The organism is Streptomyces sp. NPDC005820 (assembly GCF_040630255.1).
In the GTDB taxonomy this organism is placed as follows: Bacteria; Actinomycetota; Actinomycetes; order Streptomycetales; family Streptomycetaceae; genus Streptomyces.
The window spans coordinates 161307-177307 of record NZ_JBEXXE010000007.1 but is presented as its reverse complement, the minus strand read 5'-3'; the positions used below and the strand labels follow the sequence as shown (position 1 = coordinate 177307).

General features: G+C 71.7%; 14 protein-coding genes. 10 read left to right on the top strand and 4 right to left on the bottom strand.

All coding sequences use genetic code 11. The features are described 5' to 3' along the window. Window positions 1-239: 239 nt before the first annotated feature. The 3 genes from ABZ464_RS11070 to ABZ464_RS11060 all read left to right on the top strand — a co-directional run bounded on the left by ABZ464_RS11070 (window position 240) and on the right by ABZ464_RS11060 (window position 6622). Entirely contained in the window at window positions 240-2288 is a 2049-nt protein-coding gene (locus ABZ464_RS11070; protein ID WP_359274123.1) for a UvrD-helicase domain-containing protein, read from the top strand. A gap of 129 nt (window positions 2289-2417) precedes the next feature. Further along, window positions 2418-2789 carry a hypothetical protein gene (locus ABZ464_RS11065; RefSeq protein ID WP_359274120.1) on the top strand — a complete coding sequence of 124 codons (372 nt, stop codon included), beginning with the start codon at window positions 2418-2420 and terminating at the stop codon, window positions 2787-2789. Next, window positions 2786-6622: a WD40 repeat domain-containing protein gene (locus tag ABZ464_RS11060; RefSeq protein ID WP_359274117.1), complete on the top strand. Its 3837-nt coding sequence runs from the start codon at window positions 2786-2788 to the stop codon at window positions 6620-6622. The genes ABZ464_RS11065 and ABZ464_RS11060 overlap by 4 nt, the downstream gene beginning before the upstream one ends. Before the next feature lie 28 nt (window positions 6623-6650). Here the strand turns inward: ABZ464_RS11060 and ABZ464_RS11055 are convergent, their stop codons facing one another. Next, window positions 6651-7331, bottom strand: coding sequence for a copper homeostasis protein CutC (locus ABZ464_RS11055; protein WP_359274114.1), 681 nt, complete (start codon window positions 7329-7331; stop codon window positions 6651-6653). Window positions 7332-7438: 107 nt separating this feature from the next. Between ABZ464_RS11055 and ABZ464_RS11050 the strand changes: the two genes are divergently transcribed. The 3 genes from ABZ464_RS11050 (at window position 7439) to ABZ464_RS11040 (ending at window position 9453) form a co-directional block, all read left to right on the top strand. Continuing rightward, window positions 7439-8086 carry a hypothetical protein gene (locus tag ABZ464_RS11050; RefSeq protein WP_359274112.1) on the top strand — a complete coding sequence of 216 codons (648 nt, stop codon included), beginning with the start codon at window positions 7439-7441 and terminating at the stop codon, window positions 8084-8086. After that, window positions 8083-8592, top strand: coding sequence for a GNAT family N-acetyltransferase (locus ABZ464_RS11045; RefSeq protein WP_359274110.1), 510 nt, complete (start codon window positions 8083-8085; stop codon window positions 8590-8592). Before ABZ464_RS11050 ends, ABZ464_RS11045 begins: the two co-directional genes overlap by 4 nt. A gap of 108 nt (window positions 8593-8700) precedes the next feature. Next, the gene (locus tag ABZ464_RS11040; RefSeq protein WP_359274108.1) at window positions 8701-9453 is read left to right on the top strand and encodes a hypothetical protein; all 753 of its coding nucleotides are present in this window, start codon (window positions 8701-8703) and stop codon (window positions 9451-9453) included. On the opposite strand, the gene ABZ464_RS11035 is transcribed toward ABZ464_RS11040, so the two are convergent. After that, window positions 9443-9724: a DUF4031 domain-containing protein gene (locus ABZ464_RS11035; RefSeq protein ID WP_359274105.1), complete on the bottom strand. Its 282-nt coding sequence runs from the start codon at window positions 9722-9724 to the stop codon at window positions 9443-9445. The two genes, ABZ464_RS11040 and ABZ464_RS11035, sit on opposite strands and share 11 nt — an antisense overlap. A gap of 10 nt (window positions 9725-9734) precedes the next feature. Next, on the bottom strand, window positions 9735-10127 hold the full coding sequence (locus ABZ464_RS11030; RefSeq protein ID WP_359274102.1) for a hypothetical protein: 393 nt from the start codon (window positions 10125-10127) through the stop codon (window positions 9735-9737). 54 nt (window positions 10128-10181) lie between these two features. On the opposite strand from ABZ464_RS11030, the gene ABZ464_RS11025 reads away from it, so the two are divergent. The 3 genes from ABZ464_RS11025 to ABZ464_RS11015 all read left to right on the top strand — a co-directional run bounded on the left by ABZ464_RS11025 (window position 10182) and on the right by ABZ464_RS11015 (window position 13795). Further along, entirely contained in the window at window positions 10182-11099 is a 918-nt protein-coding gene (locus ABZ464_RS11025) for a MurR/RpiR family transcriptional regulator (RefSeq protein WP_359274098.1), read from the top strand. A gap of 61 nt (window positions 11100-11160) precedes the next feature. Next, window positions 11161-12096 (top strand): N-acetylmuramic acid 6-phosphate etherase, encoded by a 936-nt coding sequence (gene murQ, locus ABZ464_RS11020; protein ID WP_359274095.1) that lies wholly within the window; start codon window positions 11161-11163, stop codon window positions 12094-12096. Between the two features lie 16 nt (window positions 12097-12112). Beyond that, window positions 12113-13795 carry a PTS transporter subunit EIIC gene (locus ABZ464_RS11015; protein ID WP_359274092.1) on the top strand — a complete coding sequence of 561 codons (1683 nt, stop codon included), beginning with the start codon at window positions 12113-12115 and terminating at the stop codon, window positions 13793-13795. Here the strand turns inward: ABZ464_RS11015 and ABZ464_RS11010 are convergent. Continuing rightward, window positions 13749-15251: a subtype B tannase gene (locus tag ABZ464_RS11010; protein ID WP_359274089.1), complete on the bottom strand. Its 1503-nt coding sequence runs from the start codon at window positions 15249-15251 to the stop codon at window positions 13749-13751. The two genes, ABZ464_RS11015 and ABZ464_RS11010, sit on opposite strands and share 47 nt — an antisense overlap. A gap of 157 nt (window positions 15252-15408) precedes the next feature. Here ABZ464_RS11010 and ABZ464_RS11005 point away from each other — a divergent pair, with 157 nt between their 5' ends. After that, entirely contained in the window at window positions 15409-15978 is a 570-nt protein-coding gene (locus ABZ464_RS11005) for a hypothetical protein (RefSeq protein WP_359274086.1), read from the top strand. Window positions 15979-16001: the final 23 nt, after the last annotated feature.

Below are 16001 nucleotides of genomic sequence, written 5' to 3'. Positions count from 1 at the left end.
TTGGCGTACTACCTGAGTACTCCGGGGCGGCCCGTCCTCCCCTAGGGGAAGGACAGCCGGACGGACAGCCCGGAGGACAGCCCGGAGGACAGCCGCGGAAGGAAAATGGTTCGCCTTTCCCTCCCCCGCCCCTCTAAAATCTCCGCTCTTGCCCGCCTCCCTCCATGGAGTGCCGCCGCCCGGACGGAAACCGGACGGCATCGCCGTAGCCCACCCCCAGCAGGCCCGGAGGCACCTCCTTGTCCACGTCCGTCCACGACGACCCCCTCGGCCGCGAGCGCGCGCATCTCACCTCCTCCCGGGCCGCCCTGCGGGCCATGCGGGAGGACGTCGAGGCGCTCGACATCAGCGACGTCACCGCGAACTGGGTGAACGCCGAGGTCCTCTCCCGCCAGATCGACGAACGCATCAAGGCGCTCGCCGACCTGAGCGACACCCCGCTGTTCTTCGGCCGCCTCGACTATCTGCACGCCCCGGGCGCCGAGCAGGCGGAAGGGGCGGAGGGCGAGCGCTTCTACATCGGGCGGCGGCATGTGCACGACGGTGACGGCGACCCCATGGTCATCGACTGGCGTGCCCCGGTCTCGCAGCCGTTCTACCGGGCCTCGAAGAAGGACCCGCTGGACGTCGGGCTGCGGCGCCGCTTCGGGTACACCGGCGGCGACCTCACCGCGTACGAGGACGAACACCTCTCCGACCCGCGGGAGGCGGCCCGCACCAGCAAGCTGCTCCAGCAGGAGATCGAGCGGCCGCGTGTCGGTCCGATGCGGGACATCGTCGCCACCATCCAGCCCGAGCAGGACGAGATCGTCCGGTCCGGGCTGGGCGGGACCGTGTGCGTCCAGGGCGGGCCGGGCACCGGGAAGACCGCCGTGGGCCTGCACCGGGTCGCCTACCTGCTGTACGCCCACCGGGAGCGGCTGGCCCGCACCGGCACCCTGGTCATCGGCCCGAACAAGTCCTTCCTCCACTACATCGAGCAGGTCCTGCCCGCCCTGGGCGAGCTGACGGTCCGCCAGGCCACCGTCGACGACCTGGTGGCGCACGTCGAGGTGCGCGGCACGGACGACGCGCCCGCCGCGGTCGTCAAGGGCGACGCGAGGATGGCGGAGGTCCTGAAGCGGGCGGTCTACTCCCATGTACGGATGCCCGCCGAGCCGGTCGTCGTCGTGCGCGGCTCCCGCCGCTGGCGCGTCCCGGCCTACGAACTCGAGGACATCGTCCGCGAGTTGCTCGACCGGAACATCCGTTACGGCGCCGCCCGCGAGGCGCTTCCGCAGCGCATCGCGCATGCCGTGCTGGTGCAGATGGAGCGGGCCGGGGAGGCCCCGGACGACCGGGTGCAGGACGCGGTGGCCCGGGGCAGCGCGGTCAAGGCGGCGGTGAAGGAGGTCTGGCCGCCCGTCGACCCGGCGAAGCTGGTGCTGCGTCTGCTGGCGGACGCCGGCTTCCTGGCCGTGCACGCGGACGGGATCCTCACGGAGGAGGAGCAGAAGACGATCCTCTGGGCGAAGCCGGCGCGGTCGGTGAAGGCGGCGAAGTGGTCGGCGGCGGACGCGGTGCTGATCGACGAGGCGGCCGACATCGTGGAGCGCACGCACTCGCTGGGCCATGTGGTGCTGGACGAGGCGCAGGATCTGTCGCCGATGCAGTACCGGGCGGTGGGACGGCGCTGCACCACCGGCTCGGCGACCGTCCTCGGCGATCTGGCGCAGGGCACCACGCCGTGGGCGACGAGGAGTTGGGGCGAGGCCCTGGCCCACCTCGGCAAGGCGGACGGCGTGATCGAGGAGCTGACGGCCGGTTTCCGCGTCCCGACGGACGTCATCACGTATGCCTCCCGACTGCTGCCGCACATCGCGCCCGGCCTCGCTCCCGTCGCCTCGGTCCGGGAGAACCCCGGGTTCTTCGATCTCCGGCCGGTGGCGGGGGCCGATGAAGTGGTCTCCGCCTGCGGGGAGTTGCTGCGCAACGAGGGGTCGGTGGGGTTGATCGCCGCCGATGCGCGGGTTCCTGCGCTGGCGGAGGCGCTGGCGTCGGCCGGTCTGTCGTATCTGGACCCCGGTGAGGAGACGACCGCCGAGACCCGGCTGACGCTTGTTCCCGCGTCGCTGGCGAAGGGTCTGGAGTACGACTACGTGGTGCTGGACGAGCCTCGGGCGGTCGTGGACGGGGAGCCGGACGAGCGGACGGGGTTGCGGCGGTTGTATGTGGCGCTGACTCGGGCGGTGTCCGGGCTGATCGTCGCGCATGCGGGCCCGTTGCCGTCGCAGCTCACCCAGGAATGATTTCTTCATAATTCAACGAACGGGCCCCACAAATCCGGTAATTGCTATAATTGCCACATACGGGATTTTACGGGGTTGATGGCGATGGACGCCCTCATATCATCGGCCGCCACGGCTTTGGTGGGGGCCATGACCACCGATGCATGGACGCAGGCCCGGACGGCCCTTGTCACTTGGTGGCGTCGTATCCGCCCGCAACAGGCGAACCGGGTGGATGCGGCGCTGGTGGAGTGTCGGAACCGGGTCACGACGGCCCGCCGAGAGGGAGACCGGCAAGCGGAATCCCGCTTGGTCGATGCCTGGGAATCGCGCCTGACGGCTCTGCTCGAGAATGACCCCTCGCTGGCGGACGAGTTGCGGCGGCTGATCGACGAGGAGATCGCTCCCCTCCTGCCCCGGGCAGACGGCACCCGAACCGAATCACACGACTTCCGAGCCGAGGCATCCGGGCACGGCCGGGTGTACCAAGCCGGACACGACCAGCACATCCACGGGCCATGACTTCCGCCGGCAGACTCCCGCCCCATCGGGAGAAGGTCCGACTGGAGGCGCACGCCTCGGATCGGGCAAGGATCTATCAGGCGCGACGTGATCTCTACGTCTCGGAGCGCGACCTGCATCTGCACTACGAGGACGGCGTGCGATCGGCTCGCCGTGTGCATACCGCCGAGATCTCGCAGGAATGCCCGTATCCCGGTCTGGCTGCCTTCAGCACCGAACAGGCACCGTGGTTCTTCGGCAGGGACAGGCTGGTCGCCAAGCTGCTGGTCCGGCTTGACGCCTGCCTCGCGGTGGGCAGGACGCTGGTGGTCGTCGCGCCCTCTGGGGCCGGGAAGTCCTCCCTGCTCAAAGCAGGGCTCCTGGCCGAGCTCGAACGGGGTGCTCTTCCGGGATCCGCGCAGTGGCCCCGCGTGTGGATGACTCCGACCGCCCATCCCTTGGCGGTCCTCCGCAGCCGCCTGTCGGACGTCACGGGCTCAAGCCGGAAGACATCCGGGCACGATTCCGACAGTCCCCTCTGGCAGCCGGCCGCATTGCGCCGCGCACTCGCGGCCGAGGGCGACGGGACCGCCCCGCAGCGGCCCCTGGTACTGGTCGTCGACCAGTTGGAGGAACTCTTCACGCTCTGCGCGGACGAGCACGAGCGGAGGAACTTCCTCGACGCGGTTCTGGGCCTGGCGACCGTGGGCCCCAACGGGGAACCGCCCATCGGCCTGGTCGTCTTCGGCCTGCGCTCCGATTTCTACACCCAATGCGCCGCCCATCCCGGTCTTCTGGACGCCGTGGAACGCAACCAGGTCATCGTGGGACCGCTGTCCCGGACCGGCGTGCGCGAAGCGATCCTCCACCCCTCCCGTACGGTCGGGCTGGACGTGGAACCCGGGCTCGTTCCCGTCCTGATGCGCGACCTGGGCACACCGGAACCGGGTGACGAAGCCGAAGAAGCGGACCAGGCCAACGCCTACGAGGTCGGACGACTACCACTCCTCGCCCACGCGCTGCGGGCCACCTGGCTACGCCGGGCGGGTCACGCCCTCACCGTGGAGGGCTACGAGTCGACCGGAGGCATCGCGCACAGCGTGACAGTCGAGGCGGACCGCTGCTTCGACCAACTGGATGCCCAAGCGCAGGAGACGGCACAGCATGTGTTCCTCCACCTGATCAAGTTCGGCGACGGCACTCACGACACGCGTCGCCCGGTGCGGTACACCCAACTCCTGGGACAGGGCTCACGTTCCCACGAAGTCGCCGAGGTCATCGAAACGTTCACGCGCGGGCGGCTGCTGACCCGTGACCAGGAGACGGTCACCATCACCCACGAGGTGCTGTTGCAGGCCTGGCCGCGCCTGCGCGAGTGGATCGAGGCCCATCGCGCCCAGTACATGGTCCGCCAGCGACTGGACGAGGCGGCAGACGCCTGGCAGGAGTCCGGCCACGACCCCGGGCTGTTGTACCGGGGTCACAGGCTGGACGAGGCCCGCGCTCTGGCCGACGACGAGAGCACCGGCGCGCTGGGACCGGCGGTGTCCGCCTTTCTGACCGCATCGACACGGCAGCGTCACCGCACGCGCCGGATCCGCCAGGGCGTCATTGCCGGTCTGACGGTGCTGGCCGTACTCGCCGCACTCTCCGCCGCCCTCGCTTTCCAGCAGCGCGACACGGCACAACACGAACGCAACACCGCGATCCTCGGCGAGATCACGGCCGAGGCCGACCAAGTACGCGCGAGCAACCCGTCGCTCGCCGCCCAACTCGATCTGGTGGCGCACCGGATGTCTCCGGCCGCGTCCACGACAACTCGGCTGCTGAGCGCCCAGAACATACCGCTGGCCACTGTGCTGACCGGCCACACGGACCATGTGAACGCCGTGGCCTTCAGCCCGGACGGACATCTGTTGGCAAGCGCGGGCGGCGACGGAACCATCCGGCTGTGGAATACCGTTCGGGCTGACCACCCGACCGCCCTGGGCAACCCGCTGCGCGGCGCTCAGGGCGCGATATCGGCCCTGGCCTTCAGCCCCCGAGGGGCCCTGCTGGCGGCAGCAGGCGAGGACGGCACCGTCCGCATGTGGGATCTCAGCCGTCCCCAGAGCCCGGACGTTCCGAGCACCACGGCCGACGACGGCAACGGGCCCCTGAAGACACTTGCCTTCAGTCCGGACGGACGGACACTGGCCACCGCCGGCCACGACGGCGACATTCGCATGTGGGACGCCACCGACCCAGGTCACCTCAGGCTCGTCGCAAAGCCGCTTCCGGCTTCGGCGGGCGAAGTGAACGGGGTGGCTTTCAGCCCGGACGGCAGGTTCCTGGCCTCCGGCGGCACCGATCCGACGGTGCGGTTGTGGCAGGTGACGGACCGGCGGCACCCATCCGAAATCGGACGGACGGAAAGCATTCCCTTCTTCGCCGGGCAGGAAGGTTCCGCCCAGGCGGTCGCCTTCAGCCCGGACAGCCGCACACTGGCTGCCGCCGGGAGCGATCAGGACGCCCATCTCTGGAACATCACCGACCCGGCCGAGCCGAAACCACTCGACGGCGTCTACAGCAACAACGTGGTCAATACCGTCGCCTTCTCACCCAGTAGCCCTCTCATGGCCTCCGGCGGCGACGACAACACCATCTGGCTCGAGAATGTGACGGACCCGGCCCATGTCCGGGATTTCAGCAAGGCTCTCAATGGGCACAGTGGGCATGTACTGGCACTGGCTTTCGACCCGAAGGGCAGGATGCTGGCCAGCGCAGGGGCCGACCACTCCGTCCGGATCTGGACCATCCCGCGCACCATCCTCACCGGACACACGAGTTACGTCGACACCGTGGCCTTGAGTCCTGACGGACAGCTTCTTGCCTCGGGCTCCGAGGACAACACGGTCCGCCTCTGGAACGTCGCGGATCCGACCGCCCCCCACCCGGTCAGCGCTTCGATTCGCGGCGACACCCCGTATCCCAACTGGGTCGCCTTCAGCCCCGACGGAAAGGCCCTGGCCGTCGCGGCCGGACCGGATATCCAGTTGTGGGATGTCACCACACCGGCCAGGCCCAAGCCACTGGGCAAACCGCTCCACAGCCGTCGGAACAGCTTCCTGGTCGTCGCGTACACGCCGGACGGGCGCACCCTCGCAGGCGGCAACGGCGACGGCACGGTCAAGCTGTGGGATGTCTCCGATCCGTCCCACCCCTCGGCTCTCGGGCCGTCATTGGACTCCCACGCGGGCCAGATCAACCGTCTGGCCATCAGTCCCGACGGCCGCACGCTCGCCGCCGTGGCGGACCAGGGCAGCCTCCGGCTGTGGGACATCACCCGGCCCGCGCAGCCCGCTCCCGTAGGTTCCCCCCTCCAGGCGAGTGCGGACCGGCTTGAGACGGTCACCTTCAGCCCGGACGGTCTTTTCCTCGCCGCTTCCGGCGACGACGCCACGATCCGCTTGTGGAACCTCGCCGACCGCACGCATCCCGCACCGACGGGCCCCGCCCTCACCGGCCACAAGGACACCGTCTACACCCTGGCCTTCAGCCCCGATGGGCACACGTTGGTGAGCGGCAGTTTCGATCAGACGATCCGCTTGTGGGACGTCGATGACAAGGGCCGCGCACAAGCCCGCGGAGAGGCGGTGACCGGGATCGTCGACTACGTCAACGCCGTCGTGTTCTCCCCTGACGGACGTTTCCTGTTCATCGGCGACGGCGAGAAAACGGTACGCATCCTGCCGCTGTCCACCCAGGCTGCCATCGATTACGTGTGCCGAGCCACGGGAAACCTCCTGACACCCGCGCTCTGGCACACGTACATGCCGCAATTGCGCTACGACCCTCCCTGCACCCGGCGGTAAGGACGGCACAGCGGAGACGCCGCACGGTTCAGCCGGCGTCCAGCACTCTCCGCCACTCCCGCACCGCCTCCGCCGACACCGGCTTCCCCCAGCCGCCCGGCCGAGCCGCCCCGCCGATATGGAAGGCCGACACCCCCGCCTTCTTCAGCGTCGGCACATGGTCCAGCCGAAGTCCCCCGCCCACCATCAGCTGTGGGTCGCCTGCCCGGCCCGCCTCCGCGAGCAGGGTCGGCAGGCCCTCGTCCACGCCCGCGGGCGAGCCTGCCGTGAGGTAGGTGTCCAGGCCGGGCAGGCCGTCCAGTTGCTTGCGTACTGCGTCGCGGTCGGCGGCGTGGTCGAGGGCCCGGTGGAAGGTCCAGGGGCAGCCGTTCAACGCGGTGACGACCCGCTCCACGGCGTCGAGGTCCGCCCCGCCGTCCGCGGCGAGGAAGCCGAGGACGAACTCCTCGGCCCCGGCGGACCGCAGCTCGCCCGCGACCCGCACCAGCCGGTCCACGTCCCCCGCCGCGAAGCCGTCCGTCAGGCGGAGCATCACGCGCAGCGGGATGTCCACGGCCGCCCGGATCGCGGTGAGGGTCGGCACCGGTGGGGTCAGGCCGTCCGCGGCCATGTCGGTGACCAGTTCGAGGCGGTCGGCGCCTCCGGCCCGGGCCGCGATCGCGTCCTCGGCGTCGAGGGCGATCACCTCCAGCACTGCACGCTCGCTCATGGGACCCCATTCATCGAGAATCATCACGGAGCATCATCACAACAGGTCTAGTCCAGTTGTCTAGTCCAATTGCACCATACGCACGGTCCCCGCGCGAGAATGAGCCCATGGCCGACCTCGACGCCCTGCGCACCCGCTTCGCCCACGCCCTGGAAGCAGCCCGGGCCCCGGCCGCCGACGGCCCCGACCCGGCGTCCTACGCCGACAACCTCCTCACCCGCTGGCGGGAACCCCAGCGCCGGTACCACACCGTCGAGCACCTCACGGCGGTCCTGGACCACATCGACGTACTGGAGGAGCACGCGGACGACCCGGCCGCCGTACGGCTCGCCGCCTGGTTCCACGACGCCGTGTATCTGCCCGACCGCTCCGAGAACGAGGAGCGCTCCGCCCGGCTGGCCGAGCGGGCCCTGCCCGAGGCCGGGGTGGGAGCGGCGAGGACCGCCGAGGTGGCGCGGCTGGTGCGGCTGACCGTCACGCACGATCCCGCCGGCGAGGACCGCGACGGGCAGGTGCTGTGCGACGCCGACCTCGCGATCCTCGCCGCGCCGCCCTCCGCGTACGCCGCCTACACGGCCGCCGTCCGCGAGGAGTACCACTTCGTGCCGAACGACGCCTTCCGCGCCGGACGCGCCGCGATCCTCCGTCAGCTCCTCGAGCTGCCCCGGCTGTTCAGGACGCCGTACGGGGCCGAGCGCTGGGAGGCGACCGCGCGCTACAACCTGCGGTCCGAGCTCGAACTGCTCACGTCATGACCCGTATCCCCGGCCCCCGCCTCACCCTCGAAGGCGCCTCCCCCACCGCCCTCGCCGATCTCTGGTCGGGCGGCGACGGCGGCTTCGACTGGCTCGGGGGCGGACCGTACGACGGCACGCGCGATGCCGCCGGCATGGTGTTCCGGGCCCACGAACGCGGCGTGCTGCGGCCCGACTTCGGGCTCTACGTCGTCGTACGCCAGGACGACCGCCGGGCGATCGGCAGCATGGGATTCCACGCCGCCCCGGACGAGGACGGGCGTACGGAGATCGGCTACGACCTCGTCCCCGGCGCCCGCGGCCACGGCTACGCCACCGAGGCGCTGCGCACGCTGGCCGGCTGGGCGCTCGCCCGGGACGACGTACGACGGCTCTTCGCCACGGTCGAACAGGGCAACGCCCCCTCCCGTGCCGTACTCGAAAGGACCGGGTTCGTCCGGGTCGGGGAGGGCGAGGGCACGTACGCGTATGAGCTGCGCGGCCGACCTCGACCTGGCGTAGCCTGAGGCGATCTTCCGCCCTTCGGGTCCCCCCGCACCCCGCGCGCTTCGGATAATTCCGGCACGGCCGCGCCGCGCACGGGCCGTGTACGCCGGGGGAAGCGGGGAAGCGTCATGAGTCACTACGGCCCGTCCACGCCACCCCAGCCCCCCGGACCACCGGTGCCGGACCCGCACGCCGGCCGGGGCGTCCGCTGGACCATCATCGGGGTGGTGATCAGCACGGTGATCGCCCTGGTGAGCCTCTACCTCCAGGCCCGGCAGTCCCAGGGCGACAGCCCGGACCCGCCCACCGCCGGCAGCAGCACGCCCGTGGAGCCGGTCCGCACGCCGGTGAGCGAGAGCCCGAGCAGCGACCCGCCCCCGCCCTCCCCGACACCGGACGAGTCCGGTCCCACCCCGCAGTCCGGCGACGACGACGGCCTCACCCCCGCCGAGCACGAACTGCGCGACTCGCTCAACACCGACCAGTGGTCGCGCGACAGCTGCTCCCACACCCTGTGGCAGGGCGCCACGGCCGCCCTGTACTGCACGGTCACCACCGTCGACCAGTTCGGCGTCACCGGCACCGGCAAGGCCAGTGTCGTGATGTACGGGACGAAGACCGACCGGGACGGCGTCTTCCAGACCTACGCGGGCAACCTGCCCGAGGGGAACTGCGAGGCCCAGATCAACGTGCGCGGCAGCTGGTCCGAGAACAACACCGGCCGGGCGGCGGGCGATGTCGTCTGCTTCCAGTCGACCACCGGGCAGTACGTCTTCCTCTGCAGCTACTACGACCGTCCCGCCCTGGTCCAGATCACCGGACCCGACCAGAGCAGCCTCACCGCCTGGTGGCACACCATGGAGCCGGTGTTCACCGACTGATCCCGTCCGTCTCCGTACGCTTGCGCCGGCGCAGCCCCGCCGCGTGCAGCAGCCGCACCACCGCACGGCTGTCCACCTCGACCGCGCCCGCGGCGACCACCTCGGCGTACCGGTGCGAGGGGATGTCGTAGTGGTCACGCTCGAAGGCGCGCCGGGGCACGCCCACCCGGTCGGCGAACGCGTGCAGTTCGTCGTACGAGACATCGCTGACGAGGTGGGACCACATCCGGCCGTGGCCCGGCCAGTTCGGGGGGTCGATGTAGATCGTCACGACGGCCTCATCAGGAGCGGGCCCCGCCGGTCGCCGCCCCCAGCGCCCCGACCGCCGCGACCTTCACGCCCGCCTGGTGGCACACCCAGTGCGGGTCGGGGCCCAGTTCGGGCTCCACGTCGAGGGCGTGCGGATCGCCCGAGCCGCAGACCGGGCACAGCGGCCAGCGCCCGTACCGTTCGAGAAGGGCGTCCTGGACGTCCTGGGCGACCAGACCGGCCAGAAACGCCATCCCGTCCGGCCACTGCTCCACCCACCAACGGCGCTGCACGACGGAGTCCTCGACCATCGACACCACGTCCGCCGCGGCCACCTCGCCGGCGGCCAGATCGGCGAGCACCAGGGCGCGGGCGGTGTGCAGCGCCTGTTCGAGGGCGCTGACGGGGATACGGGAGGACTCCATGGTCCTATTGTGCGCGAGCTTGACCTCCCCCCGGGCTGAAAATATCTTTCCCCTGTGCCCCAGGAAGCGAAGGAAACTTTCAGCCCGGCGGCTTTCGGTCCCGCGCCCGCCGCGCCCGCCGCGCTCGCCAGCAAGGTCCGCACCCTCGCGCCCTCCCTGACCCGCTCCATGCGGCGCGTCGCCGAGGCCGTCGCGAACGACCCGGCCGGCTGCGCCGCCCTCACCGTCACCGGGCTCGCCGAACGCACCGGCACCAGCGAGGCGACCGTGGTCCGCACCGCCCGCATCCTCGGCTACCCCGGCTACCGCGACCTGCGGCTCGCCCTCGCCGGGCTCGCCGCCCAGCAGCAGTCCGGCCGGGCGCCCGCCCTCACCACCGACATCGCCGTCGACGACTCCCTCGCGGACGTCGTCGCCAAACTCGCCCACGACGAGCAGCAGACCCTCGCCGACACCGCGGCCTGCCTCGACACCACCCAGTTGGAGGCGGCGGTCACCGCGGCGGCAGGCGCGCGGCGGATCGACGTGTACGGCGTCGGCGCGAGCGGGCTGGTCGCCCAGGACCTCACCCAGAAGCTGCTGCGGATCGGACGCGTGGCGCACGCGCACGGCGACCCGCACCTCGCGGTGACGAACGCGGTGCAGCTCGGGGCGGGGGACGTCGCCGTCGCGATCACGCACTCCGGGTCGACCGGGGATGTCATCGAGCCGTTGCGGGTGGCGTTCGAGCGGGGGGCCACCACGGTCGCCATCACCGGGCGACCGCGGAGTCCGGTCACCCAGTACGCCGATCACGTCCTGACGACGTCGACGGCGAGGGAGAGCGAGCTGCGGCCCGCGGCCATGTCCTCGCGCACCGGGCAGTTGCTGGTGGTGGACTGCCTGTTCGTGGGGGTGGCCCAGCGGACCTACGAGGTGGCGGGGCCCGCGCTGGCCGCGTCCTATGAGGCGCTGGCGCACCGGCACAGGTAGTGATGGTCGTACGTGGTGTCGCACCGGCCCGCCTCAGAAAGATCGGAAAGAACCGTCTGCCATGACCTCCACCTCGCCCTCCGACGATCTGCGCCGCCGGCTCTCCTCCCTCACCACCGAGGCCTTCCGGCCCGAGCTGGCCGACATCGACCGGCTTCCCACCCTCGACCTCGCCCGGCTGATGAACGGTGAGGACGCCGGGGTTCCGGCGGCCGTCGCCGCCCAGCTGCCGCGCATCGCCGCCGTCATCGACGCCGTCGCGGAGCGGATGGCGCGCGGCGGGCGGCTCGTCTACGCGGGCGCCGGGACCGCCGGACGGCTCGGGGTGCTCGACGCCTCCGAGTGTCCGCCGACCTTCAACACCGCCCCCGGGCAGGTCGTCGGCGTCCTCGCCGGTGGGCCGACGGCCATGATCACCTCCGTCGAGGGCGCCGAGGACTCCCCCGAGCTGGCCGTCGCCGACCTGGAGACCCTCCGCCTCACCGCCGACGACACGGTGATCGGCGTCTCCGCCTCCGGCCGTACCCCGTACGCGATCGGCGCCGTGGAGCACGCCCGGGCGCGGGGTGCGCTGACCGTGGGGCTGTCCTGCAACGCGGGCAGCGCGCTCGCCGCCGCCGCCGAGCACGGGATCGAGGTGGTCGTGGGGCCCGAGCTGCTCACCGGGTCCACCCGTCTCAAGGCGGGCACCGCGCAGAAGCTGGTGCTCAACATGGTGTCGACGATCACGATGATCCGGCTTGGCAAGACGTACGGGAACCTGATGGTCGACGTCCGGGCCTCGAACGACAAGCTGCGCGCCCGCTCGCGGCACATCGTCGCGCTGGCGACCGGGGCCGGAGACCGGGAGATCGAGGCGGCGCTCGCGGCCACCGACGGCGAGGTCAAGCACGCGATCCTGGTGCTGCTGGCCGAGGTGGACGGGCCGACGGCCGCCCGCCTTCTGGAGGAGTCCGGCGGTCATCTGCGTGCCGCGCTCGCCGCGGCGGCCGGCTGAGCCGCACGCTCGGTGGGTGAGCACCCCGAAGGACAGCGCCCATGAACTCGCCGCCGCGATCCTCCCCCTGGTCGGCGGCTCCGCGAACATCACCACCGTCGCCCACTGCATGACCCGCCTGCGCCTGGGCCTCGCCGACCCGACCCACACGGACGAGCCGGCCCTGCGGGCCCTGCCCGGCGTACTCGGCGTCGTCGTGACGGACGACACCTGGCAGGTGGTGCTGGGACCGGGGGTGGTGACCAGGGTGACGGCCGCGTTCCAACGCCTGACGACCCCGGAAAGCCAAACCACCGAGCCGTCTGCCGGGCCACTTCCCCCGGAACGGACCCTCAAAGCCACCCTGCGCCGCCTCGCCGCCGTCTTCGTCCCGCTGATTCCCGCCCTGATCGGCTGCGGCATCCTCGCGGGTCTCAACGGTCTGCTCGTCAACGCGGGCCTGCTGCCGGGCCTGACCCCGGCCCTGGCCGCCGTCGCCTCCGCCTTCATGGCGCTGATCCCCGTGTTCGTCGGCCACAACACGGCGAAGGAGTTCGGCGGCACCCCCGTCCTGGGCGGCGCGGTCGCGGCGATCGTCGTCCTTCCCGGCGTGGCGAAGGTGACGGCGTTCGGGGTGCACCTCTCCCCCGGTCAGGGCGGGGTGCTCGGCGCGCTGGCCGCGGCCCTGCTGGCGACCCGTGTCGAACGGTGGTGCCGGGGCAGGGTCCCGGACGCCCTGGACGTCCTCCTCACCCCCACCCTGACCGTCCTCGTCGCGGGCCTGGGCACGCTGTACGGGATCATGTACGCGGCCGGCGCGGTCTCCTCCGCGATCGGTACGGCGGCGAACTGGCTGCTGGCCACCACCGGCGCCGTCGCCGGCCTGGTCCTGGGCGGCCTGTTCCTCCCCCTGGTGATGCTCGGCCTCCACCAGGCCCTGATCCCGATCCACACCACCCTCATCGACCAGCAGGGCTACACGGTCCTGCTCCCGGTCCTGGCGATGGCAGGCGCGGGCCAGGTCGGCGCGGCCCTCGCGGTATACGCCCGACTACGCCACGCCCCCTCACCCGCCCCCTCAGCCGACGCCTCAGCCGACGCCTCGCCCGGCACCTCGCCCGCCCCCTCAGCCGACGCCTCGCCCGGCACCTCGCCCGGTGCCTCCCTCGGCGACTCGCCCGGCACCTCTCCCGGTGCCTCCCTCGGCGACTCGCCCGGCACCTCCCTCGGCGATTCGCCCGGTGCCTCCCTCGGCGATTCGCCCGGCACCTCCCTCGGCGATTCGCCCGGTGCCTCCCTCGGCGATTCGCCCGGCGCCTCCCTCAGCACCTCCCTCCGTACGACGATCAGATCCGCGCTCCCGGCAGGCCTGCTCGGCGTCGGGGAACCCCTCATCTACGGCGTCTCCCTCCCCCTCGGCCGCCCCTTCCTGACCGCCTGCGCGGGCGGCGCGGCGGGCGGTGCCTTCATCGGTTTCTTCGCGATGCTCGGCGACCGGGTCGGCGCGACCGCCATCGGCCCCTCGGGCTGGGCCCTGTTCCCCCTGCTCGCGGGGAACAGGGGGCTGGGCGTCACGGCGGCGATCTACGCGGGCGGTCTGCTCACGGGCTACGCGGTCGGCTTCGCGGCGACCTACGCCTTCGGCGGCGTACGGGCAGCGGCGGCGAACGCCACTACCTGTGGCGTGCCCCGTGCCCCGACACCTTCCCGATCCAGGTGATGAAGTCGCCCGGGTCCAGGTCGGCGCCATGACCGGCGTCCCAGTAGTACGACGTGTTCACGTCGTCGCCGAGGTCGGTCAGCCGGGTGGCGAGATTGGCGGCCACGGAGAGCGAGGTGTCGCTGTCCTTGGTGCCGACGCGTATCCACCAGTGCTTCGCGCGATGGGGGTTGGCCCGGCCGGCCAGGTGGTGCATCGGGTTCATCAGCCGCAGCTTGGCGGGGAGGTCGGCGTCGAGTCGGGCGCTGTCGCCGGCCTCGTGACGGAGGCCGTAGAGCGTGAAGTGGCGGGCCCTGGTGGTGCCGGTGCCGTAGAGGTTGCACTCGGGCGTGGAGAGGTCGAACGCGTCGAACGACGGGGCGTTCTTCTTGCGCGCGCCGACATGGGTGAGGAAGTCGGCCCAGGTGAAGGTGGCCTTCCCGGCGGACCAGGTGAGGAAGGGGTTCGCGGCGAGGTGGGCGGCGCGGGCCGGGTCCGAGAGGGCCGCCAGGTACCTCGTGGCGGACGGCTGGAGGAACGTCTCCAGGATGTAGGTGTCCAGGTTGCGGGTGGTGAGGGTGCCGTAGCCCCGGGCGCGCAGGTGGAGGGAGGCGATGTAGTCCGTGTACTGGGCTTTCAGGTCGGCGGAGATCGTGGCGTCCACGGTGGCGCCGGAGGCGAGGGGGTTGGCGCCCCAGTTCCACTCGTAGGCGGCGTCGGCGTGCTCCAGGTCGGTGATCGGGCACCAGTCGCCGCTGGCGAAGATGGCGTCGCCGGCGTCGGCCGCGCCGATCTCCTCCAGATAGGGCGTGCAGAGGGGGCTGTCGCCGGAGGCGCCGAGGAGGGCGGAGAGCGCGCCGCCCGCGCTGACGCCGGAGGAGACGATCCGGTCCACGTTCCCGGGGACCCGGCCCCGGTTGTACTTCAGATACCGCACCGCCGCCTTGAGGTCGACGATCGCGGCGGGCGCGGTGCCGTAGTACACGCCGTCCGCGTCGACGAGGGTACGGCCGCGCGCCCCGGGCTCGACGACGACATACCCGGCGGCCAGCGCGAGGGCCTGCCGGCTGGTGCCGCCGCCCATGCCGGACGCGCTGATCCCGGTGGCGTTCGCCACCGACGAGGGCATGTATCCGCCGATGGCGTTGGCGAGCAGCACGGGCGCGTCGGAGGCGTCCACGGCCACCCCGTCGATCGCGACCGGGACGCTGACGTTGAGGGACTGGTAGGTGGCGTTGACCGGCCGGGCCACATAGCTGGCGACCTTGAAGAACCGGTAGGTCACGCTGTGGGCGGTGCCGGTGGTGTCGGTGACGGCGATGGTCTGCTCGATGTAGGCGGACGGGTCGAAGACCAGGGAGGAGTCCCCGGCCGTCGTCGTCGCGGTGCCGCTCGCCGCCCGGGCGCCGGTGGCGAATCCCACGGTCGGCGCCGCGGCGGCGCCGGTCAGCCCCAGGACCACAGTTCTGCGTTTCACTCGCTTCACATCCGTCTCATCTGTAGGCAGCACTTACCGACGGCCTTGCTATCACCACCCGCCGCCAATCGTCATCAAAATTGTCAACAATCATAGGATGCATCGCCCAGGTTGGCCGAGAGCCGCCACCCGCCGTGCCCGCCCTACCCTGGGTGCCATGAACCACGCCCAGTCCACCGCCCTGGGCCGTGCCCTCCGACTGCTCGGGGAACACGGCGAGGCCCTGTCCGCCGACACCCCCGACGCCCGGCTGCACGAGGTCAAGGCCGATCTGCGGCGCGCCCTGGAGCTGCTCGACGAGAGCGTGACCAGCGCCGTGCCCACCACCCGGTGCGCCGAGCATCCGCACGGCCCCGTCGACGAGGCCGCCCCCGATCTGTGCCTGCTCTGCGAGACCCGGCGGCGGGCGGCCCGCCGGGCCGAGTTCAACGGACCCGCCCCGCAGGGCGCGCCCGCCTCGCACGCCGCCTCCCGCTACGGCAGCCGCGGCGACCGCCCCCAGCCCCAGCAGCGCTGGCTGCCCGAGCTGTGGAACGGGCAGGAGTGGCAGCTGTGCGGCACGCCCCGGCGCGACCGGCACGAGGCCGAGCTGTACCTCGCCGCCCTGCGCCGCGGCTCCCGGCCCGCCATGGCCTACCGCCTGGTCCACGAGTTCACCGACTACGAGGTCCTGCGCATCTGGGGCACCCCGGTGAAGGTCGACATCGAGCCCCTCGGCAACCTCTAGGCGCCCGCCCCTGGCTGCCGGGC